Raw genomic sequence first — 26,928 nt, 5'->3', positions numbered from 1 at the left:
GAGAATGTGCGTGGGTCGGCGACTCGGCGACGTGATCGGAGTCGGAACTCGTGCGCGCGTGAGCCGCGACAGAGAAACACCGGCATAAGACCGATACCGTCACCGAAAGGCGCCTGACCCAACTGATGACCGCATTGAAGAGCACAACTGAACTAAGCCCTCAACCAACATTTGCCACACTCGGAGTCCGCGACGAGATAGTCCGCGCATTAGCCGAAAACGGCATCGAGTCCCCCTTTGCTATCCAAGAACTCACCCTGCCGCTAGCGCTCGATGGCGATGACGTGATCGGCCAGGCCCGAACCGGTATGGGCAAGACCTTCGCGTTCGGCGTGCCGCTGCTGCAGCGCATCACCTCCGGAGATGGGGTCAGGCCTCTCAACGGCACTCCCCGTGCCTTGATTGTCGTGCCCACTCGCGAGCTGTGTCTGCAGGTGACCGATGACCTCGCCGTTGCCGCAAGATATCTGACCGCGGGAGCGGCCGCAGACAGCGATACCAACGGCGAGCGCCCGCTGTCGGTCGTGTCCATCTACGGCGGACGCGCCTACGAGCCCCAGATCGAGGCGCTACGCGTCGGCGCCGACGTCGTGGTGGGCACCCCCGGCCGCCTGCTGGACCTCTGTCAGCAGGGCCACCTGCAGTTGGGCGGATTGTGCGTGCTGGTGCTCGACGAGGCCGATGAGATGCTCGACCTGGGATTCCTACCCGACATCGAGCGCATTCTTCGCCAAATTCCCACCGATCGGCAGTCGATGCTGTTCTCGGCGACCATGCCAGACCCCATCATCACCCTGGCCCGCACGTTCATGGCGCAGCCCACGCACATCCGAGCGGAAGCACCGCATTCCTCCGCGGTGCACGACGCCACCGAGCAGTTTGTCTATCGCGCCCACGCGCTCGACAAGGTTGAGCTGGTCAGCCGTGTCCTGCAGGCGCGAGATCGCGGTGCGACGATGATCTTCGCCCGCACCAAGCGCACGGCCCAAAAGGTCGCCGACGAGCTGACCGAGCGCGGTTTCGCTGTGGGCGCAGTCCATGGCGATCTCGGACAGATAGCGCGCGAAAAGGCTCTCAAAGCCTTCCGCTCCAGCCACATCGATGTACTGGTCGCCACTGACGTGGCTGCGCGCGGCATCGACGTCGACGACGTCACGCATGTCATCAATTACCAATGCCCCGAAGACGAGAAGATGTACGTCCACCGCATCGGGCGGACGGGTCGTGCCGGCCGCACCGGAGTCGCGGTCACGCTCGTGGATTGGGACGAGCTGCCCCGCTGGGCGATGATCGACAATGCTCTTGGCCTCGGATCTCCTGATCCAGCCGAGACCTACTCCAGCTCGCCGCACCTGTATACGGAGCTAGCGATCCCGACCGATGCCGACGGCAGGGTCGGCACGCCGCGCGCGTCGCGCGGCAAGCGCTCCACCGACTCTGGCGGGCAGAAAAGCGGCACCGCCAAAAGCCCGCCGAACAACAGAAACGGCTCCCGCCGACGCCGCACGCGCGGCGGTAAACCGGTCACCGGACACCCTGCCAGCAACCCAGCTGCCAACGGCGAGGACGCTTCGGACGCTGGCTCCGGTCCCGCTCCCGCGGCGAGTTCCAGCACTGGTAGCTCCGAGACCACCCGTCGGCGCCGTCGCCGTCGCGGACGCAAGACCGGCGCCGGAGATAACCTCGCCACACCGACCAATTAATCCCGCGGTCTTGCCGTGGTAAGACCCGAGCGCCGCACCAAGGCCGATCTTGCGGCCGCCGCCGCGATCGTGGTGGTCGTCTCGATCGCAGCCGCCCTGATCTGGTGGACCAGCGATGCCCGCGCCACCATCAGTCGCCCGGCCTCCGTTCCAGCGCCCACGCCGACGCCCGCCCGAGAAGTCCCGGCTTCGCTGACCGAGCTCTGGTCCGCTGCCAGCCCCGCGACCCGCGCCCCGGTAGTCGTGGGCGGAACGGTGACCACCGGCGACGGGCGCACGCTCGAAGGGCACGACCCCGCCACCGGGGAATCGGTCTGGAGCTACACCCGTGACAGCGATCTCTGCGGCGCGACCTGGGTCTACCACTATGTCGTCGCGGTCTACCGCGATGGCCGCGGTTGCGGCCAGGTCAGCACCATCAACGGTTCGACCGGTCGCCGCGGGCCGGCCCGCAGCAGCTACGCCGATCCACGGGTGCATCTGTCGTCCGACGGCACGACCGTGTTGTCGGCCGGCACCACTCGGTTGGAACTGTGGCGTTCGGACATGGTCCGGATGCTGTCCTACGGCGAGATCGATGCCCGCGTGAAACCCTCGAACCGAGGGCTCCATTCCGGATGCACACTGGAGTCGGCCGCAGCGAGTTCGTCGGCGGTCTCGGTGCTCGAGGCGTGCGCGGATCAGGCCGACGTGCGGCTGGTCCTGCTGCGCCCGGGCAAAGAAGACGATGAGCCCGAACAGCGCTTCGTGCCCGAACCCGGAATCAAGCCGGGTTCGGGCGCTCGGGTCTTGGTCGTCGCGCACAACAACACCGCGGTCTACCTGCCCTCCCCGCAGCCGCGGATCGAAGTCATCGACGAGACCGGCGTCACGGTGGCGAGCACGCTGCTGGCTACCCAGCCATCGGCCGCGGCGGCTGCCTCGCAGACCGGAAGCCTGGTGACGTGGTGGACCGGCGATGCGCTGTTGGTCTTCGATGCGAGCACCCTGACCCAGCGCTATACCATCGCGGCCGGCGAGACGATGGCCCCGCTGGGGCCCGGGGTAATGATGGCAGGGCAACTCCTGGTGCCGGTCACTGGCGGAATCGGCGTCTACGATCCGGTTAGCGGCGCGAACATTCGCTACCTGCAGGTGACGCGATCACCGAGCACCTCGGCGGTAGTCCCGGCGGTGTCTGGCTCCAAAGTTATCGAGCAGCGCGGCGGAACCGTGGTGGTTCTTGGCTGATATCCGCAACCCTCGGTTTGTGCTACGACTTGATCTCTACTGCAAACGTCGGCAACGGCTTGCCGGTCTTCCAGTGCTTGAGCAACGCCTGCGCCAGCTCGCGGTAGGCAATGACGCCCTTGTTCTTGCGCCCGGCCATCACAGACGAACCCGAGGCGCTGGCCTCGGCGAAGCGCACCGTGCGGGGAATCGGCGGCGCCAACACCGGCAGGTCGTAGCGGTCGGCGACATCGAGCAGCACATCACGGGTGTGGGTGGTTCGCGAGTCGTACAGCGTCGGCAGCGCGCCTATCAGGCGCAGATTCGGATTAGTGATCTGCTGAACATCGGCGACCGTGCGCAAAAACTGGCCAACACCGCGGTGCGCCAACGTCTCGCACTGCAGCGGCACCATGACCTCATCTGCGGCCGTCAATCCGTTGAGGGTCAACACCCCCAGCGAGGGCGGACAGTCGATGATCACCACGTCAAATTGATCGGAAAGCTTGGCAAGCGCTCGTTTGAGCGCATACTCACGGCCGGCCCGCATCAACAGCATCGCCTCGGCGCCAGCCAGGTCAATGTTGGCCGGCAACAACGTCATTCCCTCCATCGTCGAGACCAGCGCCGCGCTGGGCTCGACTTCCGCAAGCAACACCTCATGCACCGAGACCGGCAGTTTGTCGGGATCCTGGCCAAGCGAGAAAGTCAAACATCCTTGCGGATCCAGATCGACAAGCAGCACCCGCCGTCCCTTATCCACCATCGCCGCACCGAGCGAAGCGACCGTCGTCGTCTTGGCCACTCCACCCTTCTGGTTGGCCACCGCCAGCACCCGGGTCTCACTCACAAACGCCGCTCCTCCTCATCGCATCGCTCTGCATCGTCGGCGCGCAGTCACAGTGCCATCCTGGCATGGGCACTCCCGAACGCGCCCTCCGACCGGCCCACGACGTGTCCGGCAGAATCGGTCGGCATGGGCGTGTACAACCATCGACTGCTACTTCTGCGCCACGGCGAAACGGCCTGGTCCAAATCCGGCCAACACACCGGCAGGACCGATCTTGACCTCACCGATGTCGGCAAGGTGGAGGCCGAGCTCACGGGGCGGGTCTTGAGTGGACTCGAACTCGCTGACCCGATGGTGATCAGCAGCCCGCGCCATCGTGCCCTGGCCACCGCCAAGCTGGCCGGACTCGCCATTAACGAGGTATCTCCCTTGCTCGCCGAATGGGACTACGGGTCGTACGAAGGCCTGACGACGCCGCAGATCCGGGAGTCAGTTCCTGATTGGCTGGTCTGGACACACGGATGTCCCGGTGGCGAGAGTGTGGCGCAGGTCAGCGACCGCGCTGATCGGGCCATCGCATCGGCATTGGGGACGATGACATCGCGCGACGTGGTGTTCGTCGGCCACAGCCACTTTTCCCGCGCGGTCATTGCTCGTTGGCTCGAGCTACCGCTCGTTGAGGGCAGCCGCTTCTACATGCTCGCCGGTTCGATCGCGATCTGCGGGTTCGAGCATGGCGTGCGGCAGCTCACCGCGCTCGGACTGGGCGGCCAACTGCAACCGGTTGCAGCCAGGTGAAGACGTTCACCGAGCCGCCGTTCGCGCTATGCGGGCCACGAGGGACGCTGGTTGCCGACGGGGTGCAGACGCACTACTGCGACGTGGCCGCCGCGCAGGCGGCGCTGCGCTCTGGAGCCGCGCCGATCCTGTTGGGCGCGCTGCCTTTCGACCCTGCCAGACCGGCCGCGTTGATGGCGCCGAGCGCCGTTCGGCGCACCGACACCGTGCCGGATTGGCCGACCGGAACGCCGCCGAAAGTGCGCATCGCCGCGGCTGTCCCCCCGCCCGCGGAGTACCGCGCCAGGATCGCTCGTGCCCGCGATCGGCTGGCAGCACCCGATGGCGGACTGCACAAGGTGGTGCTGGCCCGCGCGTTGCACCTGGTCGCCGAGGCTCCGATAGACGCACGGACCGTACTGCGCCAGCTGGTTGCCGCCGACCATGCAGCGTACGGCTATCTGGTCGACCTGACGGCGGCCGGCACCAGCTATACGGGGACCGCTCTGGTCGGTGCCAGTCCAGAACTCCTGGTCGCACGCTCGGGCGATCAGGTCTTCTGCCAGCCGTTTGCCGGCTCCGCACCCCGTGCCGCCGACCCGGTGCTCGACGCCGCCAACGGAGCGGCGCTGGCCGATTCGGCCAAGAACCGACACGAGCACCAACTGGTCATCGACACGATGCGTGCCGCCCTGGAGCCGCTGTGTGACGAACTGGTAATCGCATCCGAGCCACATTTGAGCAGCACCGCGGCGGTATGGCACCTGTGCACCCCGATCAAGGGCCGACTCCGCGATACCTCAACGACGGCAATCGATCTAGCGTTGGCCCTGCATCCCACCCCGGCCGTCGGGGGCGTGCCAACAACGACCGCCGCCGAATTCATCGCCGAGTTGGAAGGCGACCGCGGTTTCTACGCCGGCGCCGTGGGTTGGTGCGACTCCCGGGGGGACGGCGATTGGGTGGTGTCGATCCGCGGTGCCCAATTGTCGGCCGATCGTCTCACCGCCCGCGCGCATGCAGGCGGCGGGATCGTCGCCGAATCCGATCCCGACGACGAAGTTGACGAGACCACAACGAAATTCGCCACGATATTGTCCGCGCTGGGAGTCGAGCAATGACTGAGAAAATCCGCCCCGCCATTCCGGAAGACACCGCCGACATTGTGGCCATGATCCATGCATTGGCCGAATTCGTACGCGCTGCCGCTCAATGCACTGTGACCGAAAACCAAGTAGCTGCAGCACTTTTCAGTGACGCCCCGATCGTTCGAGGTCACGTTGCCACGGTTGATGGCGAGGTTGCCGCGATGGCGCTGTGGTTTCTTAACTTCTCCACCTGGGATGGCGTTGCCGGCATCTACATCGAGGACCTGTTCGTGCGGCCGCGGTTTCGCCGCCGCGGTCTGGCCCGCCGGTTGCTGACGAGCCTGGCGGGTGAATGCGTCGAGAAAGGCTACACGCGGCTGTCGTGGTCAGTACTCAACTGGAATTCCGATGCCATCGCGCTCTACGACGGCGTCGGCGCTCAACCGCAGCCTGAGTGCATCGGCTATCGGCTCTCTGGTCCGCCACTGGCCGCGTTGGCGGGGCCGGGCTGATCACCGCCCGCGGCCCATCGCAAAGCCCCGGGGCTGAACAGCAACCCCAAAGCGCACAGAGCCATGATTCCTACCGGGATCCCGAAGAGGAGCTGATGCGAGCCCACAGCCACGTACCACGCCACCGGCAGCAGCATCAGCTGGGCGAATATAGCCAACCCGCGTCCCCAGCGCCTGCCGGTCATCAACGCCCACCCGGCCGCGAACACCCCGCTCCCGACCACCACAAACCAGATTGCCGTGCCCAAGCCGTTCACGACACTCTGGTCCGCGCCGCCCACGCCACGCACCATCAGAATCGCGGCCACCACCAGCCCTGCTACGCCTTGTGCGACGACAAGCAGGCCCGCCGCGCGCACCACGCTCGGCGCCGGCGGCACTCCCCGAGGAGCCAGGCGGGGGACGATCATGGCTTCAGCGTAGTCACCACATCCCGCCACCCGATGAGCCAGCGCACCACGACACGCAAGCACTAAGCGGCGTTGTACGGCCGCTCCTACCCCAATCGCGCAGCTCCTCCTCACGCCGCCCTGCGGCCTGCATCGTCGCCGCGCCTAGCCTGACTGCCGTCCTCCTCAACGGGCCGTACCGGCCCGCATCGTCGCACGGCCTGGCCGGATTGCCGTCCTCCTCAACGGGCCGTACCGGCCCGCATCGTCGTACAGCCTGGCCGGATTGCCGTGCTCCTCAACGGGCCGTACCGGCCCGCATCGTCGCACGGCCTAGGCTCATGCGTGATGCGTGCCGTGCTGATCGTCAACCCGACCGCCACCTCCACCACGCCGGCTGGCCGCGATCTGCTCGCACACGCGCTCGAAAGCCGCCTCGAACTCACTGTCGAGCACACCAAACATCCTGGTCACGGTGCGGAACTAGGGCAGGCCGCGGTCTCAGATGCGGTGGACCTAGTCGTGGTGCATGGCGGCGACGGCACGGTAAGCGCTGTGGTCAACGGGTTACTGGGAAGCCCCAACACGACCCCGGTCGGACCGGTGCCCGCTGTCGCGGTGGTTCCGGGCGGTTCGGCGAACGTGCTGGCTCGGGCTCTGGGGATTTCCCGGGATCCGATCGCGGCGACCAACCAACTCATCCAGCTGCTGGACGACTACCGCCGCCGCCAGCAGTGGCGTCGGATCGGCCTGATCGACTGCGGGGACCAGTGGGCTGTGTTCAACGCCGGAATGGGCGTTGACGCCGAGGTCGTGGCCGCGGTCGAGGCAGAACGCGACAAAGGTGGCAAAGTCACGGCCAGTCGTTATATCCGGGCAGCGGTGCGAACGGCACTCGCCTGCACACGCCGCGAACCGCTTCTTACGCTGCAACTTCCAGGCCGCGAGCCGGTTACCGGGGTGCACTTCGTCTTCGTATCCAACTCCAGCCCGTGGACGTACGCAAACGATCGGCCGGTATGGACCAATCCCGATTGCACGTTCGAGACGGGGGTAGGCGTATTCGCCGTCACCACCATGAAGCTGGTTCCTACCCTGAAGGTGGTACGGCAAATGCTCGCCAAGCGGCCGAAGTTCGAGTTCAACCACCTGATCAACGAAGATGACGTTGGTAGCCTGCGCGTCACCTCCATGGGGCCGCCGATCGCCACTCAGTTCGACGGGGACTACCTAGGTTTGCGCAAAACTATGACGTTCCGGGCAGTTCCAGATGCCCTAGCGGTGGTAGCTCCGCCCGCAAAAAACCGCGCCTGAGCTGCGATAATCACAGACACGGTGGACTAGTGACGAAATGTCACGCGCAAATCGCGCCGCAGTGTAGTACAACTGGGTTAAGGCTTTGGTGACAGAGCGTCGAAGTGAGATAGCCCACGGGCTTACGTAACACTATTGACATCTGTTGAGCCTGTGAAACGATCAAAAGGTTGCATGCAGAGATATGTAAGGGTACGGAAACCTTTCTTGAGCACGCGTTACCAGCCAAGAAGAATCGCCTGTGCGCGCTGCTGCGCACATAGTGAGGAGTAACGACTAATGGATTGGCGCCATCGGGCGGTCTGCCGTGACGAGGATCCGGAGCTGTTCTTCCCGGTAGGGAACAGCGGTCCGGCACTCGCGCAGATCGCTGACGCGAAACTGGTCTGCAATCGGTGCCCCGTCACCACAGAATGCCTCGGCTGGGCACTGAATACCGGCCAGGACTCCGGAGTTTGGGGCGGCATGAGCGAAGACGAACGGCGCGCGCTAAAGCGCCGCAACGCCCGGACAAAGGCCCGCACCGGAGTCTGACGACACAGTCTCGGCAACAGTGCGGCCCCGACGATCGTCGGGGCCGCACTGTTGCGTGCGGTGTTATAGGACTAACCTGCGGCGACCGATCGGTACCCGCAGCACCACGTCGGTGCCACGTTGGGCGGCTTCGCGCATGCCCATCCGCCCATCCAGCTCCGCAGACACAAGAGTCCGCACGATCTGCAGGCCCAGGCTGTCCGACTTCTCAAGACTGAATCCGTCCGGCAGACCCCGCCCGTTGTCGTGGACCACGACGTCGAGCCAGCGCGCCGAGCGCTCGGCGCGAATCGTGACGGACCCTTCTTCGGCGGCCGGGTCGAACCCGTGCTCAATCGCGTTCTGCACGAGTTCGGTAATCACCATGATCAGCGCGGTCGCTCGGTCGGAGTCCAGGACACCAAGGTCGCCGACGCGGTTTATCCGGATTGGCCTGTCCACCGACGCCACGTCGTTCATGATCGGCAGGATCCGGTCGATGACCTCGTCAAGATTCACCTGCTCGTCCACTGACATTGACAGCGCGTCGTGGACCAAGGCGATCGACGAAACTCGGCGTACCGATTCGATCAAGGCCTCCCGCCCCTCGGCGTTAGCAGTCCGTCTGGCCTGCAACCGCAGCAACGCCGCCACCGTTTGCAGGTTGTTCTTCACCCGGTGGTGGATTTCCCGGATCGTTGCGTCCTTGGAAATCAGGGCGCGGTCCCGACGTTTCACTTCGGTGACGTCCCGGATCAATATCGCCGCACCGACATTGCACCCATGAACCACCAGCGGCAGCGTGCGCAGCAGCACCGTGGCGCCACCTGCGTCAACTTCCATCCGCATGCTGCGCCCGCCGGCCAGCAAGTCCTGCACGTGCTCGGCTACCTCCTGCGCCTCAAACGGGTCCGAGATCAGGGGACGGGTGACTTTGATCAGGTTGTGCCCCTCCAACTCGGTCGCTAGACCCATCCGGTGGTAAGCGGACAACGCGTTGGGGCTGGCATAGCAGACCACGCCGTCGACATTGATGCGGATAAAACCGTCACCTACCCGCGCCGTAGAACGCGACAACGCCACGTCCCCCGCGTCGGGAAAAGTGCCCTCCGCCAACATGTGCACAAGATCGCCGGCGCAATCCAGGTAAGCGCTCTCCAACTGACCTGATTTGCGAAGCGCCGTCAGCGCGGCTTGGTGCTGCGTCAGCACCGCCACCACCTGGTCGCCATACCGTACCGGGGATGCCGCCATGTTCGTCACGCCCTCTTGGAGTGAGTCTCGTTGGCCCGCATCGTTTTCCTGCTGTGCCACACCCGAGTCGAAGGTGGCGGCGACCATGGGCAAGCTGTCAGCGCCGACAACGGCGCCCACCGCGTCGGACTGCATCACCGTCGGCGCGGTATTCGGCCGGCACTGGGCAACACACACCAGCACACCGTCATCGCGACAGACCCACATGAGGTAGTCGGCGAACGACAGATCGGCTAGCAGCTGCCACTCCCCGACCACCGCATGGAGGTGGTCGACGGCGTTGCCTGGCAGCACCGTGTGTTCGGCAAGCAGATCACCGAGAGTCGACACAAGAAACTCCCACGTCTCCCGAATTCCAGGTATGTAGCGTCCAACTGCTAGCTGATCACCGCGATGAGGTCGCCGGCCTGAATGACGTCACCCACCGACACACTCACCGTGCTGACGGTTCCGGCGACCTCGGCCAAGACGGGGATTTCCATCTTCATCGACTCAAGCAGGACGACGACGTCGCCCTTCCCGATTCGGTCGCCTTCACTGACAGCGACTTCGAGCACGCTCGCAACGATTTCGGCGCGGACATCCTCGGCCATCTTCACCCCACTCGTTTTCGGCCATCCACCGTGCCGACCGCTGTTCCATCTGCCTTCACCAGGCTCCTGTATGTCGAATGTATATCGAACCACAAGACCCCTTGGGGCCGCGGCGCGCGGACCACCAACACCGAATATGCGACCCCGTGAGACACTGGGCAACAACCGGGCAGAGACGTCGCCTGTCGCATATCTACCGAACTACGGATATCTACCGAACTACGGAGGTTCTCCATGGCCAAGCGTGGCCGTAAGAAGCGTGACCGCAAGCACAGCAAAGCTAACCACGGTAAGCGGCCGAATTCCTAGGAGCTTCCAGACTCAGGCGCTAGAACCCACCGCGGATGATGGTGGTCCGGCGAATCTCCAGCCGGAGGCGCTCGCGTAGACCTTCAGGAGCCTTTTCGCCTTTGCACTTGGTCGCGATCAAGGCCTTGATCCGCTCCTCGAGCCCGTAATGTCGCAGGCATTCCGGGCACGCCTCAAGATGCTGACGCAGCTTGCGCCGCGTCTCCGGCGTGCATTCACCATCAAGCAGAGTCCATACCTCGGCTATCACTTCTGCACAACCCGCCGGGTCATGGGAATCGCCACCGCCGCCGCACGGGCCCGATGAGCGGGAAAACTCGCTCATGAAGACACCTCCTGCTGCGCCTGCTCACCTCGGCTAAAGCCCCGCTCCTTGGCCACGCCGGCGAGGAGCCCACGCAACTGACGTCGACCGCGATGCAGCCGCGACATCACGGTCCCGATCGGAGTATCCATGATCTCGGCGATCTCTTTGTACGGGAAGCCCTCGACGTCGGCGTAGTAGACGGCCATCCGGAACTCCTCGGGCAAAGCCTGCAACGCCTCTTTGATTTCGGAGTCCGGCAACGCCTCAAGCGCCTCGACCTCAGCAGAGCGCAGTCCAGTCGAGGAATGCGCGGCGCTGGAGGCCAGTTGCCAGTCGGTGATCTCGTCGGTCGGATACTCCGCCGGTTGCCGCTGTTTCTTGCGATAGCTGTTGATATAGGTGTTGGTCAGGATCCGATACAGCCAAGCCTTGAGATTGGTGCCTGCGCGGAATGAGCGGAATCCCGCGTAGGCCTTCACCATCGTCTCCTGGACCAGGTCCTCTGCGTCGGCAGGATTGCGCGTCATGCGCAGCGCGCCGCCATACAGCTGGTCCAACAGCGGGATCGCGTCACGCTCGAAGCGCGCCGTTAACTGCTCGTCGGTCTCCTCGGGTGGTCCGGACGCGGCAACCTCGGAACCTGTCACGCCATCGATGTCGGCCATCTTGATTAGCACGGTCCCTTCGTCGGCGATGTCGTCGGACATCGGTAGCGACACCGGACTCACGAGGATACGCGCAGGCAACTCCTCGGCAGTCAGGCTCATCGCCGCTGACACCAGACTCCCCTCCTCCAAATCTAAATGCTGCGACCGACAGTGTCTCTCCCGGTCTTCTCCGCTCGGCCTTCTCCGCTGGGTTCCGCTGGCGTCTGCCGCCGCCTGCCGGCTGCCGCAGACGCCATAGTTGCCGCATCAATCAACAGCGATCGCCGTCGTGCTATTTCCCGCACTGCCCGTACCGCGCGTTTGCCAGGTCGAACCGCATCCTCGATAGCATGGCGGTGCCCAGGGCCCGCCACATCGGGCCGGGCGCTAGTGTGGCGCCATGTCCCTCAACGGCAAGACCATGTTCATCTCCGGCGCCAGTCGTGGTATCGGCCTGGCGATCGCCACACGAGCCGCCCGCGACGGGGCAAACATCGCCCTGATCGCCAAGACGGCCGAGCCGCACCCAAAGTTGCCAGGCACCGTATACACCGCGGCCAAGGAACTTGAGGACGCCGGCGGACAGGCGCTGCCGATCGTCGGCGACATTCGTGATGGAGATTCGGTGGAGTCCGCGGTAGCCAAGACCGTCGAGCAATTCGGCGGTATCGACATGTGCGTCAACAACGCCTCGGCGATCAACCTGGGCGCCATCACCGATGTACCGCTGAAGCGCTTCGACCTGATGAACAGCATTCAGGTGCGCGGCACGTATGCGGTGTCGCAAGCGTGCATTCCGCATCTGAAGGGTCGGGAGAATCCGCATATCCTGACGCTGTCCCCGCCGATCCTGCTGGGCAGCAAGTGGCTGAAGCCGACCGCCTACATGATGGCGAAGTACGGCATGACGCTGTGCGCATTGGGGATCGCTGAGGAGATGCGCGCCCACGGCATCGCGTCGAACACATTGTGGCCACGCACGATGGTGGCGACAGCGGCGGTACAGAATCTGCTGGGTGGCGACGAAGCGATGGCGCGGTCGCGCAGGCCCGAGGTCTACGCGGACGCGGCGTACGTCATCCTCAACAAGCCGGCGACCGACTACACCGGTAACACGCTGCTGTGCGAGGACGTGCTCGTCGAGTCCGGTGTCGCCGATTTGTCGGTCTACGACTGCGTGCCCGGAGCACAGCTCGGCGTCGATCTGTGGGTCGAAGACGTCAACCCGCCGGGATACGTCCAACCCTAGAGCGGGTTGGCCCGCGGGCCATTCGGCCCAAAATCATTCGTGTCGCTTCGTTTTCACCGGTTTCCAGATGGCAACTCTCTCCGTGGCCAGTCAAGTCTCTTGCCGTCGGGCCGATGTGGTGTTCGGTCTAGGTGCGCCAAGAGGAGTTGCAGCGATGGCCGACGCCACTACCCGGCTCCTAACCAGGCCCCGATTTCGCTGGGCCACCCCGCTAGCCGCTGATGCGGACGCCTGCCGCGATGAATGTCGCCTTGTCCCGCGACTCCGCGAACCCGATCGGCAGCATCGCTACATCTGGTATTAGGCGGGTCGCCTCCGCGAGAACTTTGGCGAGCTCTTCCACCGCAGCTGCTGGCGGCAAGTAACTGCCGCGGAGCCCGACGGTGGCTCGCCCATCAGTCAGGAGAAGCAGCCTGCGCCTCGGCAACTCATCTTTGGCGAGTAGATCGATCGCACAACTTAATGCGTGAGCCAATGGTGTGCCACCGCCTGTCTGCGCTGTGACAAGTGCTTGCCTGGTTCGCGCAAGGCTTGTCGAGCGTTCGGCGACGACACGGGCGCGTTTTCCAGCCGCGACGATCACGGAGACAACTCCGCGTCGGGCGGCGATCGCCGCCACCGCCTGATCCACGGCAGCGCCAGCGCGAAGCAGTCCGGAGCGGCCAAGAGAAGAGCTACCGTCAACGATGATGGCTGTGTGGTAGCCGCCCGGCCGGCGCCGGATTGCGCCCCGCAGGTCATCGCGAATCAATGTGACCGATTCGGCGTCATCCTCTGCGCTCAGCGCCCTGCGCCACGCCGCGCGGCGCAGCGTCGGTATCACCGCGACACGACCACCGACGCGTTCGGGCGGTACCACCCTCAGGATCGGTCCCCGTTCCGGGGACTGACTACGCGCACCGCGACTGCCGCGCATATGCGTTGTGGCGTCTCGCATCCGGCGCGATGGCATCGCGTCCAGTGCTCGCTGGACCCGGATGTCGGTATGTTCGTAGGCCTGACCCAGCCCTTGGCCCTCGCCTCCGGCCTGACGAGCGACTGGATCCTCGCCGTTCGCCTCCAGCCCGGAAATTGCCCCGCGCTGAGGAGCCACGGGCAGCCCCGCCCCGCCACGTTCGGCACCCGCCTCGCTTGGGATCTCGTGCGCTGCGGTATCCGTCTCGGCAGCGGGTTCGGGAGAATCGCCCTTTCCGTCCGATGACGCCGCCGACGGGTCCTGCTCGGTTGCTGGCATTTGCTGTTCGCCTGCGCGGTTCTCGTGGCGAATCTCGTCTTCGCCCGACGGATCGCGACCAGTATCGGGGTCGTCGTTCGCAGCTGAGGATGTGTCGAGGTCGGGCTCTACCGGCATTGGCGACTCTTGGCTGCCGTCGTCGCTCGCCGCCAGTTCGGCACCAGCCTGCGCCTCTTCTTCGGTCACCCCAGAAGTCCCGTTCGGATCATCGCCCGCGGTCTTCGAACGCCGAGGATCTGCAACGACTGCGCGCACCACCCAGAGCGGGTCGCTGCATCCACCGGCGTGCAGGCCAATCACCAGACGCGTTGCGGCCATTTCGACACCGTGATCGCGCACTCCCGCGGAATCCAACACGTGCACGGTCGCAGCCACCAGGTCCGCAGGCGAGCGCACTATGTGTCGGCGGCGGCTGGCTACGTGACCGCAGTTCAGGACGGCCGTACAGCGCCGCAGCAAGGCCGGATGGATGTCCGCGGGATCCCATGCCAAAGCGACCACGCGCTCACCGTCCAGACCCGCCAAGTCCTCGGCACCGACGGACTCCGCATTTCCGAAGGCGCGATCCGCGGTCGGGGCCAGCGCTCGGAACACGTTCTCGGCAAACAGTGGATCTCCCGTGCACAAGACACCGAAGTGGTCACCGGCACGCCATCGTGCGACCACGTCCGAAACTGGGTCTACCGGTAGTGGGGTGTTCAGACTCATCCCGCCAGGCCAAGCACGCGCGCCGTGGCCAGCTTCACCCGAGCGGCCGGAGCCGTGGGTGTCTCAGCTAGTTGCCGCGGGGTGCGGTGACGCAAGGCCGGGATCGCAGCCAACGCAACATCGGTGTGCGTCACCTGATGGCGGCCTCCGAATGCCGCGGTCGCGCGAGCGGCCCGGGTGAGCACCAGCTCGGCGCGGTGGCCGACCGCCCCTGACTCCACGCAAATGTCGACGATCTGGCGCAGAACAACCTCCGGAATCTGCACATTCTCCAGGCCGTCGCGTGCTGCGAGTAGCCGATCGGCCAGTCGATGCTCGACGTCGAGCCACTCACGCTCGAACTTCTCGGGGTCGGACTCGAAACTCAATCGTCGACGCACAATAGCCAGGCGTGTCTGCGCATCGGCGATCGTGCGCACGAAGGTGGCCAAGCCGAACCGGTCCTCCAACTGCGGCCGCAGCTCGCCCTCCTCGGGATTGCCACTGCCAACCAGCACAAAGCGAGCCGGGTGTGTGTAGCCGATGCCGTCGCGCTCCACACGGTTCACGCCGGACGCCGCGACGTCGAGAAGGATGTCGACCAGGTAGTCATCGAGCAGGTTCACTTCGTCGATGTACAGGAACCCGCCGTGTGCATCACTGAGGATACCCGGCGCGAAGGCCACCTCCCCGCGCAGCGCCCGGTCGATGTCGAGCGAGCCAAGAACACGATCTTCGCTCGCTCCCAAGGGTAATTCGGCGACTGGCATCTGCGCACCGGCGCGCTCAAGCAGTGCCCCCAGCGCCCGCACGGTGGTGGTTTTCGCCGTGCCGCGGTCACCGACCGCGAGCACCCCTGAGACACCCGGGTCGATGGCACATACCACCAAGCAGTGCTTCAGCTCTTCCTGGCCGAGTACGGCGGTGAAGGGAAAGACGATCATGAGCCTCCTTGACGTTCGACAGACCGCCGCAATGCGGACGTGACCACCCCGCATCGGTGCTGAGGGTTCAAGACCCACCGTCTGTGGCCGACGGCCGTCGAATCAGGCGGCCGACACGTGGTAGTTGGACGCGACTTGTTCAACGCCGCGTCAAAGCACCCACGAGTCGGCAGTGGTATCCGGCATCGGAACCTCCAAGGCTGGCGACGCACCGCCGTTTGTAGAAATGAAAATGATTATCATTAAGACTAGCGGTAGTGCTCGCCACCGCCGAATGCAGCATCGACGCTGGGGCACCGGCGCGGATCGGCTGGCGATTTCGACAGCACCAGCAGCTGCCGCTACGGTGAACCCGTCCCTTAATGAAAATGATTCTCGTTTGAGGTGGATTGTGGAGCGGACTCCGGTGCTCGTAGTGGCCGGCCAGGAACTGACGGACGAGGTGTGCGAACGTCTGCTGCGGGATTCCGGCACCATCGTCGTCACGCACCGCTACGACGGGCAGGTCGTGGTTCGCTCGGTGCGCATTCGTTCCGGGGACGAGCCACACACATCGGAATGGCCACTGGAGTTGGCCAACTGTTGCGTCGACTGCACCATCCGCGATGACCTGCTTATCTTGCTGCGCCGTCTGCACCGCCGCGACGATGTGAGTCGCATCGTCGTCCATCTGGCGCCGTGGCTCGAGCCAGAACCGGTCTGCTGGGCGATCAACAACGTCGACGTCCACGTCGGACCCGGGTACGTCGATGGGCCCGCCGCCCGAGACGTCGCTATCCAGGCCGTGGTCAGCACCGTGGCCACGTCGCAATGGTTGATCGACGCGCTGAGCGCCGACGAGCTCGACGACGATCGGACGGTCGCCCAGGTCGTGGTAGGCCAGGCCGAGTTCGCCGACGTCCTCGTGTTGTCAGAGCGTGAGTATCGAACGCACGCAGTGCTGCGGCGGCTGACGCCGCGAGCATCGATCGTCGTGGGCGTCGGTCTGCTGCCCGCAACGCTCGATGCCATGAAATCCAACCCGCGGCGCGACCATGATTACGACCCACACGCACCCTTGCTTGCTGGCGAGCCGCCACTCGCTGCCGACGGCGACGTGCAGATCATCGAGTTCGAGGCGAACCGCCCGTTTCACCCGATGCGCCTGCACCTGGCAATCGACGAGCTGCTCGACGGCGTCGTACGCATCAAGGGACGCGTTTGGCTGGCGAGCCAGCCGGACACCGTCGTATGGATCGAATCAGCCGGCGGCGGTCTGCGCGTGGGCGATGCTGGCAGGTGGCTCGCGGGCTCGTCACCAGATGAGCAGCGGGAGGCAGATCCCGACCGGGTTGCGCTCGCCAGCCTGCGGTGGGATGAAGAATTCGGCGACCGCCATGTCTCACTTACGGCCCTGGTGTGCGGCGCGGACCCGGACCGGATCACCCGCGTGTTGTCGGGTGCGCTGCTCACCGACGAAGAGTTGTCACATCCTGAGGCCTGGACGGACTATGACGACCCGTTCGGTGAGTGGCACGAAGATCCTTGCGACGGCCTCGACAAGGTCGAGGACGCCTGCGCTCCCGAGCGGCCAGACGGCGAGGACTTCGCCGGTCGTTGAGCCTTCCAAGACGCTCGCGTGGGGTTCTCCGCCAGCGCGGCGCCGAGAACGATGACTCGTGGCTGCATCTCGCCCGCCCACCGCTTTAGAGCAACGTGATCTGCTCCGGCTGCGGCTCGGCCGGCTCGAGCAGCTCAGGACCGTTATTGCGCACACTGTTGACCAGCGTCGACACCTCACGCAACTCGATGTCGGCGACAGCTCGCGGACGGGTCAACAACTCGGGATCCAACGGGGCATCGGGGTCCAGCCAGGCATCCCAGTCGTCCTCGGCCAGCGTCAGCGGCATCCGGTCATGGATCTGGGCCGGTCCGCCGGCCGCATCCGTGGTGATAATCGTGCAGCTCAATAACGGCGCACCATCTTTGGCGGGCTTCCACACCGACCACAGGCCGGCCGCGAACAGCAGCTCGCCGTCGCTGCGAGACAGGTAGAACGGGGTCTTGCGAGCCCTCCGACCGGCACTAGCGTCCGGGTCGACGCGCCATTCGTAGTAGCCGTCCATCGGAACAAGGCACCGTTTGGACCGAGCGCTCGACCGAAAAGCCGGCGAGGTGGTGACATTGTCGGCACGGGCGTTGATCAGCAGTGGGCCTGTGGTAACGGGTGCGCTGTCCGGACCGGCCTTGACCCAGGGCGGGATCAGACCCCAGCGCATGAGCCGGACGCGACGACTGGCCTCGTCATCGGGCTCCGCATGGCGACACACCACGGCCGCGATGCTCGCCGTCGGCGCCACGTTGTAATTGGGCGCCATGGCTTCTGATGGCACGCCGCCAGTGGCCGCCGGCACTTCATTGATCGCCGTGATTTTCTCGGCCAGCAGGGCCGGGTCGGTGGTGATCGCAAACCGTCCGCACATGCCTCCCATGGTGCCCGGTACCCACGACACCCGCCGACACGGCAGGATGAACACGTGAGCAGCACCGAGCCTTGGCCGGCTCCCTTCGCGCAAACGCCGGTGCACGCGACCGTGACCGTTCCAGGCTCAAAATCTCAGACCAACCGCGCGCTGGTGCTGGCGGCGCTGGCGGCCGCACAGAACCCGGGGCGCCCGGGTTCGACCACACAAAGCACGTCGACCATCGCCGGTGGCCTTCGCAGCCGCGACACCGCCCTGATGATCTCGGCGTTGCGGGCTCTGGGTCTGTGCATCGACGATTCCGCGTCCGACCTAGCGGTAAGCGGCCGCATCGAACCCGGTCCCAACGCCAGCGTGGATTGCGGGCTGGCGGGCACAGTCTTGCGTTTCGTCCCGCCCCTAGCCGCGCTGGCCGATTCGCCGGTGGACTTCGACGGCGACGAGCAAGCCCGGGCCAGGCCCATCGCACCCCTGCTTGATGCGCTGCGCAATCTCGGCGTGCCCATCGACGGTAGCGGGCTGCCCTTCCGCGTTCAGGGCAGCGGATCGGTCGCTGGCGGCACGGTGGTAATCGACGCATCAGCGTCATCGCAGTTCGTCTCGGGCCTGTTGCTGTCTGGGGCATCGTTCACCGAGGGCCTGACTGTGCAGCACACCGGGTCGACACTGCCGTCGGCACCCCACATTGCGATGACCGTCGCGATGCTGCGCCAGGCCAGCGTCGACATCGACGACTCGGTGCCGAACCAGTGGCAGGTACACCCCGGCACGGTCAAGGCCCGGCATTGGGACATCGAACCGGATTTGACCAACGCGGTTGCGTTCCTGGCTGCGGCCGTGGTCAGCGGCGGAAACGTACGCATTACCGGCTGGCCCGCAGAAAGCGTGCAGCCCGCAGACCACATACTCGGCGTTCTCAAACGAATGAATGCCGTTGTCACCCATGCCGATTCGTTGCTAACGGTGCAGGGCGCAGAGACCTACGGCGGGTTCGACGTGGACCTTCGCGCCGTCGGTGAACTCACGCCGTCCGTCGCCGCACTCGCGGCAGTCGCAACGCCAGGTTCGGTGTCCCGCCTGACGGGCATTGCCCATCTTCGCGGCCACGAAACCGACCGGCTTGCGGCGTTGAGCACTGAGATCAACCGCCTGGGAGGAGACTGTCAGGAAACAGCCGACGGACTTGCGATCACCGCGACACCCCTGCGCCCCGGCGTCTGGCGAGCCTATGCCGATCACCGAATGGCCATGGCCGGCGCAATTATCGGGATCCGGGTTGCCGGCATCAAGGTTGACGACATCGCCGCCACCACGAAGACGTTGCCGGAATTCCCGCACCTATGGGCAGGCATGTTGGCCGGTCAGGGGTCCGGCGGTTGAGACCCGGCGACTACGACGAGTCCGACGTCAAGGTCCGCTCTAGCAAGCGCTCGCGACCGAGGACCAAGACCCGTCCGGAGCACGCCGACGCGGAGGCGGCCAAAGTGGTCAGCGTCGACCGCGGGCGCTGGGGATGCGTCCTCGGCGGCGCCCCGGATCGGCGGGTCACCGCTATGCGAGCACGTGAACTCGGGCGCACCCCGATCGTCGTCGGCGACAATGTCGACTTGGTCGGCGACCTTTCCGGGCAGCCTGACACCCTGGCCCGCATTGTGCGGCGAGGGCCACGCCGAACGGTGTTGCGGCGCACCGCCGATGACACCGACCCGACCGAACGAGTAGTGGTCGCCAACGCTGACCAACTGCTGATCGTGGTGGCGCTGGCCGACCCACCACCACGCACCGGCCTCGTCGACCGGGCGCTCATCGCCGCCTACGCCGGTGGGCTGACACCGATTCTGTGCCTCACCAAGACTGACCTTGCCTCACCGGAACCGTTCTGCGACCAGTTCGTCGATCTCAACCTCACGGTCATCGCCGCGGGCCGCGACGATCCGCTGCTCGCGGTCGCGGACTTGCTCGACGGCAAGATCACGGTGCTGCTCGGACATTCTGGGGTCGGCAAATCGACGCTGGTGAACCGTCTGGTGCCGGAAGCCGATAGGGCAGTCGGCGAGGTCACCGACATCGGTCGGGGCCGCCACACCTCCACGCAGTCGGTGGCCCTGCCCTTGGGCGACTCATCGCCCGGTTGCGGCTGGGTGATCGACACTCCGGGCATCCGCTCGTTTGGGTTGGCCCATATCCGGCCCGACGACGTGTTGTTGGCGTTCTCCGACTTGGCCGAAGCAACCCAGGATTGCCCGCGCGGCTGCGGGCACATGGGCGCGCCCGCCGACCCGGAATGCGCGCTGGACACCCTCCGCGGACCGGCGGTACGCCGCGTCGCCGCCGCCCGACGGCTGCTGGCAACGCTCAGGGAACCTTGATCCACCGCACGCCGAGCTGATCAGAGCCCTGGCGATCCTTCTCGCGCAGCGGGATGCTAGGCGGCCAAGCCCTTGATGGTGCCGTTGGATCCGCGGCCACGCTTGCCGCGACGCCAGCCGCGCACGGTCGCGATCGCGGTCTTCAGGCCACGCCGGCGTCCGGTTTCCGGATCCGCACCCGCGAAACCTGGCTCCAGATCGGCGAACATGTGCTCGCTTCGGGTTTCCGGCGCATCGTGGGCGTCGTCGATCAAGTACTTGTTCGGCAGCGACAACTTGGCAAGGGTGCGCCACGTCTTGCCGTACTGCACCAAGAAAGAGCCTGTGGTGTAAGGCAGGTCGTACTTGTCGCATAATTCGCGAACCCGCACGGAGATCTCGGCGAGCCGGTTGCTCGGCAAGTCCGGATACAGATGATGCTCGATCTGGTGGCACAAGTTGCCGCTCATAAACCGCAGCGTGGGGCCGGCCTCGAAGTTGGCGCTGCCCAGCATCTGCCGCAGATACCATTGCCCCTTTGTTTCGCCGATCATGTCAGTCTTGGTGAACTTCTCTGCGCCGTCAGGGAAGTGCCCGCAGAAGATCACGGCGTTGGACCACACATTGCGCATCACATTGGCAACCGCGTTGGCCGTCAAGGTGGACTTGTACGTCGCTCCAGGTGACAGCGAAGTCAGCGCCGGGAATGCGACGTAGTCCTTGAACACCTGGCGGCCGGCTTTGGCGGAAAACTCACGCAGCCTAATCTTGGCAGCGTCGCGGTCGGCGCGGCCTTTGAAGATCTTGCCGATCTCCAAGTGCTGCAACGCAACTCCCCACTCAAAGCTGATTGCGAGGATGGTATTCCACACGAGATTCAAGATGTTGTAGCGCTTCCAGCGCTGATCGCGCGTGACGCGCAGCATGCCGTAGCCGACATCGTCGTCCATACCGAGGATGTTGGTGTACTTGTGGTGCACGAAGTTGTGGGTGTAACGCCAGTGCTTGGCCGACCCGCTCATGTCCCACTCCCATGTCGAGGAGTGAATTTCCGGGTCGTTCATCCAATCCCACTGGCCGTGCATGACGTTGTGGCCGATCTCCATGTTCTCGACGATCTTTGCCACGCCCAGTGTTGCGGTGCCTGCCCACCATGCCGAGCGGCGCGAGCTGGCGGCCAGCAGCAGCCGGCCCGTCACCTCCAGGGCTCGCTGCGCCGCGATGGTGCGTCGGATGTAGCGAGCGTCCTGCTCGCCGCGCGAGTCTTCAACGTCCTGGCGGATGGCATCCAGCTCGACGGCCAAGTTTTCGATATCTTCGTCCGTCAGATGCGCGAATACGTCGACGTCAGTGATCGCCATCGTGTTCTCTCCCTGCGGTCGTAGCGGCGGTGACCTACGCTATCGTAACCTACGTATCCGTAGGTTACCAACGGGTAACCTAGATGTCTACCGAGCAGTCGCCCGATGCGGCGGACACGCAGGTCTGGATCCGAGTGCCCGGGTCCTGCTCCTGGCCCGTCCGGAGATCACGGACATGACCCTCCACCAACTCAACGACGCACGATTGACAAATACCCATCCGACAGCCGAACGGCATCTGCACACCGGCACCTTCACCGGCGTCCATCACTGATGTCGCGGCATCGGCAGTCGCGCTTCGGCCGCTACGGACGAACGTGACCGTCCCACCAGCTCCCGCAGGCGCCACCTTGGACACCGCGAACCGTTCCAAGTGCAGGCGGTCGCTGATGCCTTCTGACGACCAAACCTTCTCGGCCTGACTGAGCATGCCCTCGGGCCCGCAGGCCCAGGCCTGACGCTCCCGCCAATCCGGCACTTCAACATCGAGCCGCGCGAGATCGAGCCGACCTTCAGTGCGCGTCTCTCGCACCCGCAACTGATAGCCCGCGTGGTCGGTTGCCAGCGCATCCAACTCTGCGGCAAACATCACATCAGACATCGCGGGCGCCGAATGAAGGTGCACTATGTCCGCGATTTGGTTGCGGCGCACCAACGTCCGCAACATCGACATCACCGGCGTGATGCCGGATCCGGCGGTAAGGAACAGGATCGACGAAGGTGCGGGGTTGGGTAGCACAAAATTGCCTTTGGGCGCTGCCAGCCGCACAATCGTGCCCGGCTCGACGCCGGCTACCAAGTGAGTCGACAAGAACCCTTCGGGCATCGCCTTGACGGTGATTGTCACCGTACGCGGTGACCCGGACCGTGACGTCGCAGCCGGGCTCGACGTCAGCGAATACGACCGCCAGCGCCAGCGTCCGTCAATCAGCAACCCGATCCCCATGTACTGGCCCGGTTCGTAGTCGAAGCTGAAACCCCAGCCAGGTTGGATGACCAGGGTCGCAGAGTCCTCGGTCTCCCGGCGGACCTCCAAGACACGCCCTCGCAGTTCACGCGCGGACCACAGCGGGTTGGCCAGGTGAAGGTAGTCGTCGGGTAGCAGCGGCGTAGTAATCCGAGCGGCCATCTTGCGCAACGCGTGCCAGCCGGGGTGTTTGTCTACGCCGGCGACGGTAGGACGCTTGGTATCGACGACCTTGGCAGTAATCGGCGCGTATTTCTTGCTCATAGGAAGCTCCTGCTCACGGTGCGGTCGTTAGCTTCCGCCCAGGTTGTAGGGCGGTTTCACGCCCCTCCGTCAACCTACGGTAGCGTAACCTACGGTTCCGTATCTACGCCTGGACGCGCAGAATGCGTCACACTTCGCGCTCGGCGGAAATCAGGGTTGAAGCAGCCCACAGATTCGCCATCGTCGCCCGTCTCAGAGCAGGTCAAGCAAGAATGGCAATTCCTGGCTGGCGTACCAGGCCAGATCATGGTCTTGGGCGTCACCGACGACCAAGTCGGCGTCCTCGTCGCCCAGGTCTGCGGCATCGATGACCGCGATCGCGGCTCTCACATCCGGCTCGGCGGTTGACGTGTCCACGTATGCGGCAACCACGTGATCGAACGCAACAGGTTCTCCCAACCTGACCACCGCGTCATCAAGATCGGGGCGGAACCTGGCGTCGTCAACTTCGGCGGCCAACACCGCGCGCCGCGGTGGCAGAGTCTCCGCGGCGGCCGTGTCGCCGTCGTCAGCTGCCAACAATCGCAGCGACGCCAGCGCTGCTTCACGTAGTGCCACCTCGGCGAGTTCGTCTTCGTCGCCCTCCGCATACGACTCGCGCAGGGTCGGCGTGACCGCGAAGGCAGTGCCGTTGACCGGCCACAACGAACCCGACGCGACGAGGCGTTGCAGCATGGCCAAGGTCGCCGGGATGTAAACCTGAATCACTGGACCCGTGCCCGCCCTACTCCGCGGTGACCCGCTGCCCGCGGCTTCGCCGCGCTTGCGATCACCACGGCAACCCTCCGGCGGTGACCCGCTGCCCGCGGCTTCGCCGCCCTTGCGATCACCACGGCAACCCTCCGGCGGTGACCCGCTGCCCGCGGCTTCGCCGCCCTTGCGATCACCACCTAGCCCTCGACCAAGGTAGCGGCGTAGTCCTCGACGTAGGTCGACAACTCACGCGGCGGGCGCTCGTAGTTGCCACTCACGAGGGGATGTTTGGGCAACTTGACCTTTGGCCTTGCGACGTCGCGGTAGTCGATCGTGGACAGCAAGTGGGCCATCATGTTCAGGCGCGCGTGCTTCTTGATATCGGACTCCACGACATACCACGGACTGGCCGGTATATCGGTGTGCACCATCATCTCGTCCTTGGCGCGCGAATAGTCCTCCCACCGATACAGCGATTCCAGGTCCATGGGACTAAGTTTCCATTGCCGGACCGGGTCACTCCGCCGCGCCTTGAATCGGCGCAACTGTTCCTCGTCAGAGACCGAGAACCAATACTTGCGCAGCAGAATCCCGTCGTCGATCAACATCTGCTCGAAGATCGGCGTTTGCCGCAGGAACAGCGCATGCTCTTGCGGCGTGCAGAAGCCCATTACTTTTTCCACGCCGGCGCGGTTGTACCACGACCGGTCGAAGAACACGATTTCCCCCTCGGCAGGCAAATGGGCGATGTACCGCTGGAAATACCACTGCCCACGCTCGCGATCGGTAGGAGCGGGCAACGCCGCGATGCGAGCGACCCGCGGGTTGAGGTACTCGGTGATCCTTTTGATGGTCCCGCCCTTGCCCGCTCCGTCGCGGCCTTCGAAGAGGACCACTATGCGCGATCCGGAATGGCGAACCCACTCCTGCAGCTTGACGAACTCTGTTTGCAGCCGGAACAATTCGTCACGGTAGATACCGGCAGGGATCTTACTCTTGGCTCGCGCGCTCGATTTGCTCTTCGTCACCTTCGGCGGTGCGCCGTCGTTGGTCGCGGTGCTCACATCATCGGATGCTATAACCATGCGGGCGCTTGACCTTCTCTGGCTACCGGGGAGCTTGGAGAAGTTCGTCGAGCGATTGGCTTAACAAACTCGGCAGCAAGTCAACGTCGCTCATTGCATCACGGTCGGCATTGATTCCGTAATACAGCATCCCGTTGTAGGACGTCACACTGATGGCTAGCGCCTGGTTGTGCAGCAACGGTGGCACCGAGTACGTCTCCAGCAGCTTCGTGCCGGCGATGTACATCTGCGACTGGGCTCCCGGTGCATTGGTGATCAAGAGGTTGAACAGGCGCGCCGAAAAGCTGGTAGCAACCCGAATTCCCATGGCGTGCAGTGTGGGTGGCGCAAAACCCGATAGCGTGACGATCGTCCGGGCGTCGACCAAGCTAGCAGCCGTCGGGTTCGACTCGGTGGCGTGCGCGATCTGAGAAAGCCGCACCACGGCATTGCCTTCTCCCACGGGCAAGTCGACCAGAAACGGCGTGACCTGGCTGATCGCCTGGCCAGGGCCAGCCGAGGCGAGCTGGTCCTCGGCGTAGACGGGCAACGGCGCCATAGCCCGGACCGTGGCGGTGGATGACACCGCCACGCCACGCGACATCAGCCAATCACCCAGGGCTCCCGTTACCACCGCTAAGACAACATCATTGATGTCGCAGTCGTAGCGTGCACGCACGGCCCGGTAATCCTCGAGCCGCCCCCGGGCAACGGTGAACCGTCGGTTGCGCGAGACGGTCGCATTGAGCGGGCTGCTGGGCGCGGTGCCACGCGCCACCGTGCGAGCCACGTCAAGCACGCGACGGCCCGCCTCGGCGAGCTGAACCGAGCTCGTCGCCAGCCCGGCGATCGCCGATCCAACAGCCTGCGCCTGCGTGCCCGGGCCCATTACCCAGTCTGCGACCGCTCCCAGCACCAGTCTGGTCGTGCCAGGGTCGCGTTCGGGGATCCAGATGTCTTCGGGAAACGGCGGCGGACGCCGGGTCCGATCGGCGATGACGTGGCCGATCTCCAGCGCAGCCATGCCATTGATCAGCGCTTGGTGCGACTTCGTGTAGATGGCAATGCGATTCTTGGCCAGGCCTTCGACGAGATACATCTCCCACAAGGGCCGCGACTTGTCCAACGGTCGAGCGGCCAGCCGCGCGATCAGCTCGTGCAACTGCTCGTCACTTCCCGGCGAGGGCAGCGCCGACCGCCGGACGTGGTAGGTGATGTCGAAGTCGCGATCGTCGATCCACACTGGCCTGGCCAGGCCCAACTTCACTTCACGGACCTTCTGCCGGTAGCGCGGTATCTGCGGCAACCGCTGCTCCACGGTGGCCAACAGGGTTTCATAGCTCAGGCCGGCGCGCGGGTTGCGCAGAATCGACAACGACCCGACGTACATCGGGGTGGCCGTATTCTCCAACCGATAGAAAGACGCATCTGCTGTGGACAACCGGGTCACCATTATGGCCCTGTCCTCCTTGTCAATCGGCCACGTCGGCCGAGGTTGTCGCCAACGCTAGCCGCTCCCCCGACGCAGATTTCGGCGCGGGTACACGCCAGCCCTGGTTGTGCAATGATGACCGGCAACAGAAAACCACGGTCTGCCACTCTCCAGCAGGCTCATCGTTCGAATCACTGAGTTTGGTGCCAATCGCTGTGTTGGTTCCCATCGTTGAGTTGGAGAGTGCCCGTTTGACCGTCAGTCCCCTTGTCAGCCCACCCGACCGTGGCGCCGCGGCCGTCGTGCCGCTGGTCGACTACGAGCCCCCGTTGCGCAGTGTTGCCCGGCGCCAGTCACCGCCGCAGGCCCCGCTGCCGCCCGGCACCTCGCGTACCCGACGGCCGCGCGGCAGCGCGCCAAGCAGCAGTCAGCTGGCCACCAACGCCATCGAGGTCGTATCGGCGCCCATGCGGCAGGCGGCCATGTTCGCCGATGCCACCTTGCGTCGGGTGCTAGAAGTCATCGACCGCCGCCGTCCGGCCGCCCAGCTAAGCTCCCTGCTGGCGCCCAGCCTCGTCGACTCGGTGGTCTCGATCAGCCGAGCGGTGGGCGCACACCCGTCCGGCTGCCGGGGCGCTGCCGTGCTGCGCCGTACGCGGCTTCAGCCAGCCGGTGCGCCGGACAGCGCCGCCGAGGTTTTCGGAACCTACGGCCGGGGAGACCGGGTCCACGCCATCGCCTGTCGTGTCGAACGGCAGTCCAGCCAGAACGAAACCCGATGGCAAGTGGTCGCCCTGCACATAGGGTGATGATCGGGT

At 65.0% G+C, this 26,928-nt stretch carries 27 protein-coding genes; 13 read left to right on the top strand and 14 right to left on the bottom strand.

What is annotated here, in order from left to right; genetic code table 11:
- The first annotated feature begins 125 nt into the window (after window positions 1-125).
- Window positions 126-1,703 (top strand): DEAD/DEAH box helicase, encoded by a 1,578-nt coding sequence (locus F6B93_RS05730; RefSeq protein ID WP_211698231.1) that lies wholly within the window; start codon window positions 126-128, stop codon window positions 1,701-1,703.
- Window positions 1,704-1,718: 15 nt separating this feature from the next.
- Window positions 1,719-2,933 carry an Rv3212 family protein gene (locus tag F6B93_RS05725; RefSeq protein ID WP_211698230.1) on the top strand — a complete coding sequence of 405 codons (1,215 nt, stop codon included), beginning with the start codon at window positions 1,719-1,721 and terminating at the stop codon, window positions 2,931-2,933.
- 22 nt (window positions 2,934-2,955) lie between these two features.
- Here F6B93_RS05725 and F6B93_RS05720 read toward each other — a convergent pair whose 3' ends face one another.
- Window positions 2,956-3,762 carry a ParA family protein gene (locus F6B93_RS05720; protein ID WP_211698229.1) on the bottom strand — a complete coding sequence of 269 codons (807 nt, stop codon included), beginning with the start codon at window positions 3,760-3,762 and terminating at the stop codon, window positions 2,956-2,958.
- 126 nt (window positions 3,763-3,888) lie between these two features.
- Between F6B93_RS05720 and F6B93_RS05715 the strand changes: the two genes are divergently transcribed.
- From F6B93_RS05715 to F6B93_RS05705, 3 genes are read left to right on the top strand one after another with little or no spacing between them, the layout of a single operon-like run.
- A complete protein-coding gene (locus F6B93_RS05715) occupies window positions 3,889-4,500 on the top strand; it encodes an acid phosphatase (RefSeq protein WP_211698228.1) in 612 nt (203 codons plus the stop codon).
- Window positions 4,497-5,600, top strand: coding sequence for an isochorismate synthase (locus tag F6B93_RS05710; protein WP_211698227.1), 1,104 nt, complete (start codon window positions 4,497-4,499; stop codon window positions 5,598-5,600). The genes F6B93_RS05715 and F6B93_RS05710 overlap by 4 nt, the downstream gene beginning before the upstream one ends.
- Window positions 5,597-6,079 carry a GNAT family N-acetyltransferase gene (locus F6B93_RS05705; protein ID WP_211698226.1) on the top strand — a complete coding sequence of 161 codons (483 nt, stop codon included), beginning with the start codon at window positions 5,597-5,599 and terminating at the stop codon, window positions 6,077-6,079. The genes F6B93_RS05710 and F6B93_RS05705 overlap by 4 nt, the downstream gene beginning before the upstream one ends.
- Here the strand turns inward: F6B93_RS05705 and F6B93_RS05700 are convergent.
- On the bottom strand, window positions 6,031-6,489 hold the full coding sequence (locus tag F6B93_RS05700; RefSeq protein ID WP_211698225.1) for a hypothetical protein: 459 nt from the start codon (window positions 6,487-6,489) through the stop codon (window positions 6,031-6,033). The genes F6B93_RS05705 and F6B93_RS05700 overlap by 49 nt on opposite strands.
- A 327-nt stretch (window positions 6,490-6,816) precedes the next feature.
- Between F6B93_RS05700 and F6B93_RS05695 the strand changes: the two genes are divergently transcribed.
- The gene (locus F6B93_RS05695) at window positions 6,817-7,782 is read left to right on the top strand and encodes a diacylglycerol/lipid kinase family protein (protein ID WP_211698224.1); all 966 of its coding nucleotides are present in this window, start codon (window positions 6,817-6,819) and stop codon (window positions 7,780-7,782) included.
- A gap of 279 nt (window positions 7,783-8,061) precedes the next feature.
- Complete coding sequence (whiB1, locus tag F6B93_RS05690; protein ID WP_211698223.1) at window positions 8,062-8,316, top strand: transcriptional regulator WhiB1; 255 nt, start codon at window positions 8,062-8,064, stop codon at window positions 8,314-8,316.
- A 63-nt stretch (window positions 8,317-8,379) separates the two neighbouring features.
- On the opposite strand, the gene F6B93_RS05685 is transcribed toward whiB1, so the two are convergent.
- Together F6B93_RS05685 and F6B93_RS05680 are read right to left on the bottom strand one after the other, a co-directional pair.
- Window positions 8,380-9,879: a sensor histidine kinase gene (locus tag F6B93_RS05685; protein ID WP_211698222.1), complete on the bottom strand. Its 1,500-nt coding sequence runs from the start codon at window positions 9,877-9,879 to the stop codon at window positions 8,380-8,382.
- A gap of 47 nt (window positions 9,880-9,926) precedes the next feature.
- Window positions 9,927-10,142 (bottom strand): biotin/lipoyl-binding carrier protein, encoded by a 216-nt coding sequence (locus tag F6B93_RS05680; protein ID WP_211699296.1) that lies wholly within the window; start codon window positions 10,140-10,142, stop codon window positions 9,927-9,929.
- A 234-nt stretch (window positions 10,143-10,376) separates the two neighbouring features.
- On the opposite strand from F6B93_RS05680, the gene F6B93_RS23690 reads away from it, so the two are divergent.
- On the top strand, window positions 10,377-10,451 hold the full coding sequence (locus F6B93_RS23690) for a 50S ribosomal protein bL37 (protein WP_085976515.1): 75 nt from the start codon (window positions 10,377-10,379) through the stop codon (window positions 10,449-10,451).
- A 19-nt stretch (window positions 10,452-10,470) separates the two neighbouring features.
- Here F6B93_RS23690 and rsrA read toward each other — a convergent pair whose 3' ends face one another.
- Together rsrA and F6B93_RS05670 are read right to left on the bottom strand one after the other, a co-directional pair.
- A complete protein-coding gene (rsrA, locus tag F6B93_RS05675) occupies window positions 10,471-10,776 on the bottom strand; it encodes a mycothiol system anti-sigma-R factor (protein WP_211698221.1) in 306 nt (101 codons plus the stop codon).
- A complete protein-coding gene (locus tag F6B93_RS05670) occupies window positions 10,773-11,423 on the bottom strand; it encodes a sigma-70 family RNA polymerase sigma factor (protein ID WP_211699295.1) in 651 nt (216 codons plus the stop codon). Before F6B93_RS05670 ends, rsrA begins: the two co-directional genes overlap by 4 nt.
- A 382-nt stretch (window positions 11,424-11,805) precedes the next feature.
- On the opposite strand from F6B93_RS05670, the gene F6B93_RS05665 reads away from it, so the two are divergent.
- The gene (locus F6B93_RS05665; protein ID WP_211698220.1) at window positions 11,806-12,654 is read left to right on the top strand and encodes an SDR family oxidoreductase; all 849 of its coding nucleotides are present in this window, start codon (window positions 11,806-11,808) and stop codon (window positions 12,652-12,654) included.
- Window positions 12,655-12,865: 211 nt separating this feature from the next.
- Here F6B93_RS05665 and F6B93_RS05660 read toward each other — a convergent pair whose 3' ends face one another.
- Both F6B93_RS05660 and F6B93_RS05655 read right to left on the bottom strand, forming a co-directional pair.
- A complete protein-coding gene (locus F6B93_RS05660; protein WP_211698219.1) occupies window positions 12,866-14,596 on the bottom strand; it encodes a VWA domain-containing protein in 1,731 nt (576 codons plus the stop codon).
- Window positions 14,593-15,519: a magnesium chelatase ATPase subunit I gene (locus F6B93_RS05655; protein WP_211698218.1), complete on the bottom strand. Its 927-nt coding sequence runs from the start codon at window positions 15,517-15,519 to the stop codon at window positions 14,593-14,595. The genes F6B93_RS05660 and F6B93_RS05655 overlap by 4 nt, the downstream gene beginning before the upstream one ends.
- A gap of 388 nt (window positions 15,520-15,907) precedes the next feature.
- Here F6B93_RS05655 and mrf point away from each other — a divergent pair, with 388 nt between their 5' ends.
- On the top strand, window positions 15,908-17,119 hold the full coding sequence (gene mrf / locus F6B93_RS05650) for a ribosome hibernation factor-recruiting GTPase MRF (protein ID WP_246541090.1): 1,212 nt from the start codon (window positions 15,908-15,910) through the stop codon (window positions 17,117-17,119).
- A gap of 85 nt (window positions 17,120-17,204) precedes the next feature.
- On the opposite strand, the gene F6B93_RS05645 is transcribed toward mrf, so the two are convergent.
- Window positions 17,205-17,981 carry an SOS response-associated peptidase gene (locus tag F6B93_RS05645; protein WP_211698217.1) on the bottom strand — a complete coding sequence of 259 codons (777 nt, stop codon included), beginning with the start codon at window positions 17,979-17,981 and terminating at the stop codon, window positions 17,205-17,207.
- A 54-nt stretch (window positions 17,982-18,035) separates the two neighbouring features.
- On the opposite strand from F6B93_RS05645, the gene aroA reads away from it, so the two are divergent.
- Together aroA and rsgA are read left to right on the top strand one after the other, a co-directional pair.
- Window positions 18,036-19,361, top strand: a complete 1,326-nt coding sequence (gene aroA, locus F6B93_RS05640) for a 3-phosphoshikimate 1-carboxyvinyltransferase (RefSeq protein ID WP_211698216.1) — start codon at window positions 18,036-18,038, stop codon at window positions 19,359-19,361.
- On the top strand, window positions 19,358-20,350 hold the full coding sequence (gene rsgA, locus F6B93_RS05635; protein ID WP_211698215.1) for a ribosome small subunit-dependent GTPase A: 993 nt from the start codon (window positions 19,358-19,360) through the stop codon (window positions 20,348-20,350). The genes aroA and rsgA overlap by 4 nt, the downstream gene beginning before the upstream one ends.
- A gap of 56 nt (window positions 20,351-20,406) precedes the next feature.
- Here the strand turns inward: rsgA and F6B93_RS05630 are convergent, their stop codons facing one another.
- The 5 genes from F6B93_RS05630 to F6B93_RS05610 form a co-directional block, all read right to left on the bottom strand.
- Entirely contained in the window at window positions 20,407-21,690 is a 1,284-nt protein-coding gene (locus tag F6B93_RS05630) for a fatty acid desaturase family protein (RefSeq protein ID WP_211698214.1), read from the bottom strand.
- Window positions 21,691-21,769: 79 nt separating this feature from the next.
- Window positions 21,770-22,921, bottom strand: coding sequence for a ferredoxin reductase (locus F6B93_RS05625; protein ID WP_211698213.1), 1,152 nt, complete (start codon window positions 22,919-22,921; stop codon window positions 21,770-21,772).
- Window positions 22,922-23,113: 192 nt separating this feature from the next.
- Complete coding sequence (locus tag F6B93_RS05620; protein WP_211698212.1) at window positions 23,114-23,629, bottom strand: DUF6912 family protein; 516 nt, start codon at window positions 23,627-23,629, stop codon at window positions 23,114-23,116.
- A gap of 182 nt (window positions 23,630-23,811) precedes the next feature.
- Window positions 23,812-24,678, bottom strand: a complete 867-nt coding sequence (gene ppk2, locus F6B93_RS05615) for a polyphosphate kinase 2 (RefSeq protein ID WP_211698211.1) — start codon at window positions 24,676-24,678, stop codon at window positions 23,812-23,814.
- A gap of 43 nt (window positions 24,679-24,721) precedes the next feature.
- Complete coding sequence (locus F6B93_RS05610; protein ID WP_211698210.1) at window positions 24,722-26,131, bottom strand: WS/DGAT/MGAT family O-acyltransferase; 1,410 nt, start codon at window positions 26,129-26,131, stop codon at window positions 24,722-24,724.
- Window positions 26,132-26,361: 230 nt separating this feature from the next.
- Between F6B93_RS05610 and F6B93_RS05605 the strand changes: the two genes are divergently transcribed.
- Window positions 26,362-26,919, top strand: a complete 558-nt coding sequence (locus tag F6B93_RS05605) for an Rv3235 family protein (protein ID WP_211698209.1) — start codon at window positions 26,362-26,364, stop codon at window positions 26,917-26,919.
- The last annotated feature ends 9 nt before the right edge of the window (window positions 26,920-26,928 follow it).

Source organism: Mycobacterium spongiae (assembly GCF_018278905.1).
Taxonomy (GTDB): domain Bacteria; phylum Actinomycetota; class Actinomycetes; order Mycobacteriales; family Mycobacteriaceae; genus Mycobacterium; species Mycobacterium spongiae.
Note: the sequence above shows the minus strand (reverse complement) of the source record. Positions and strands in the feature narration are given on the sequence as shown.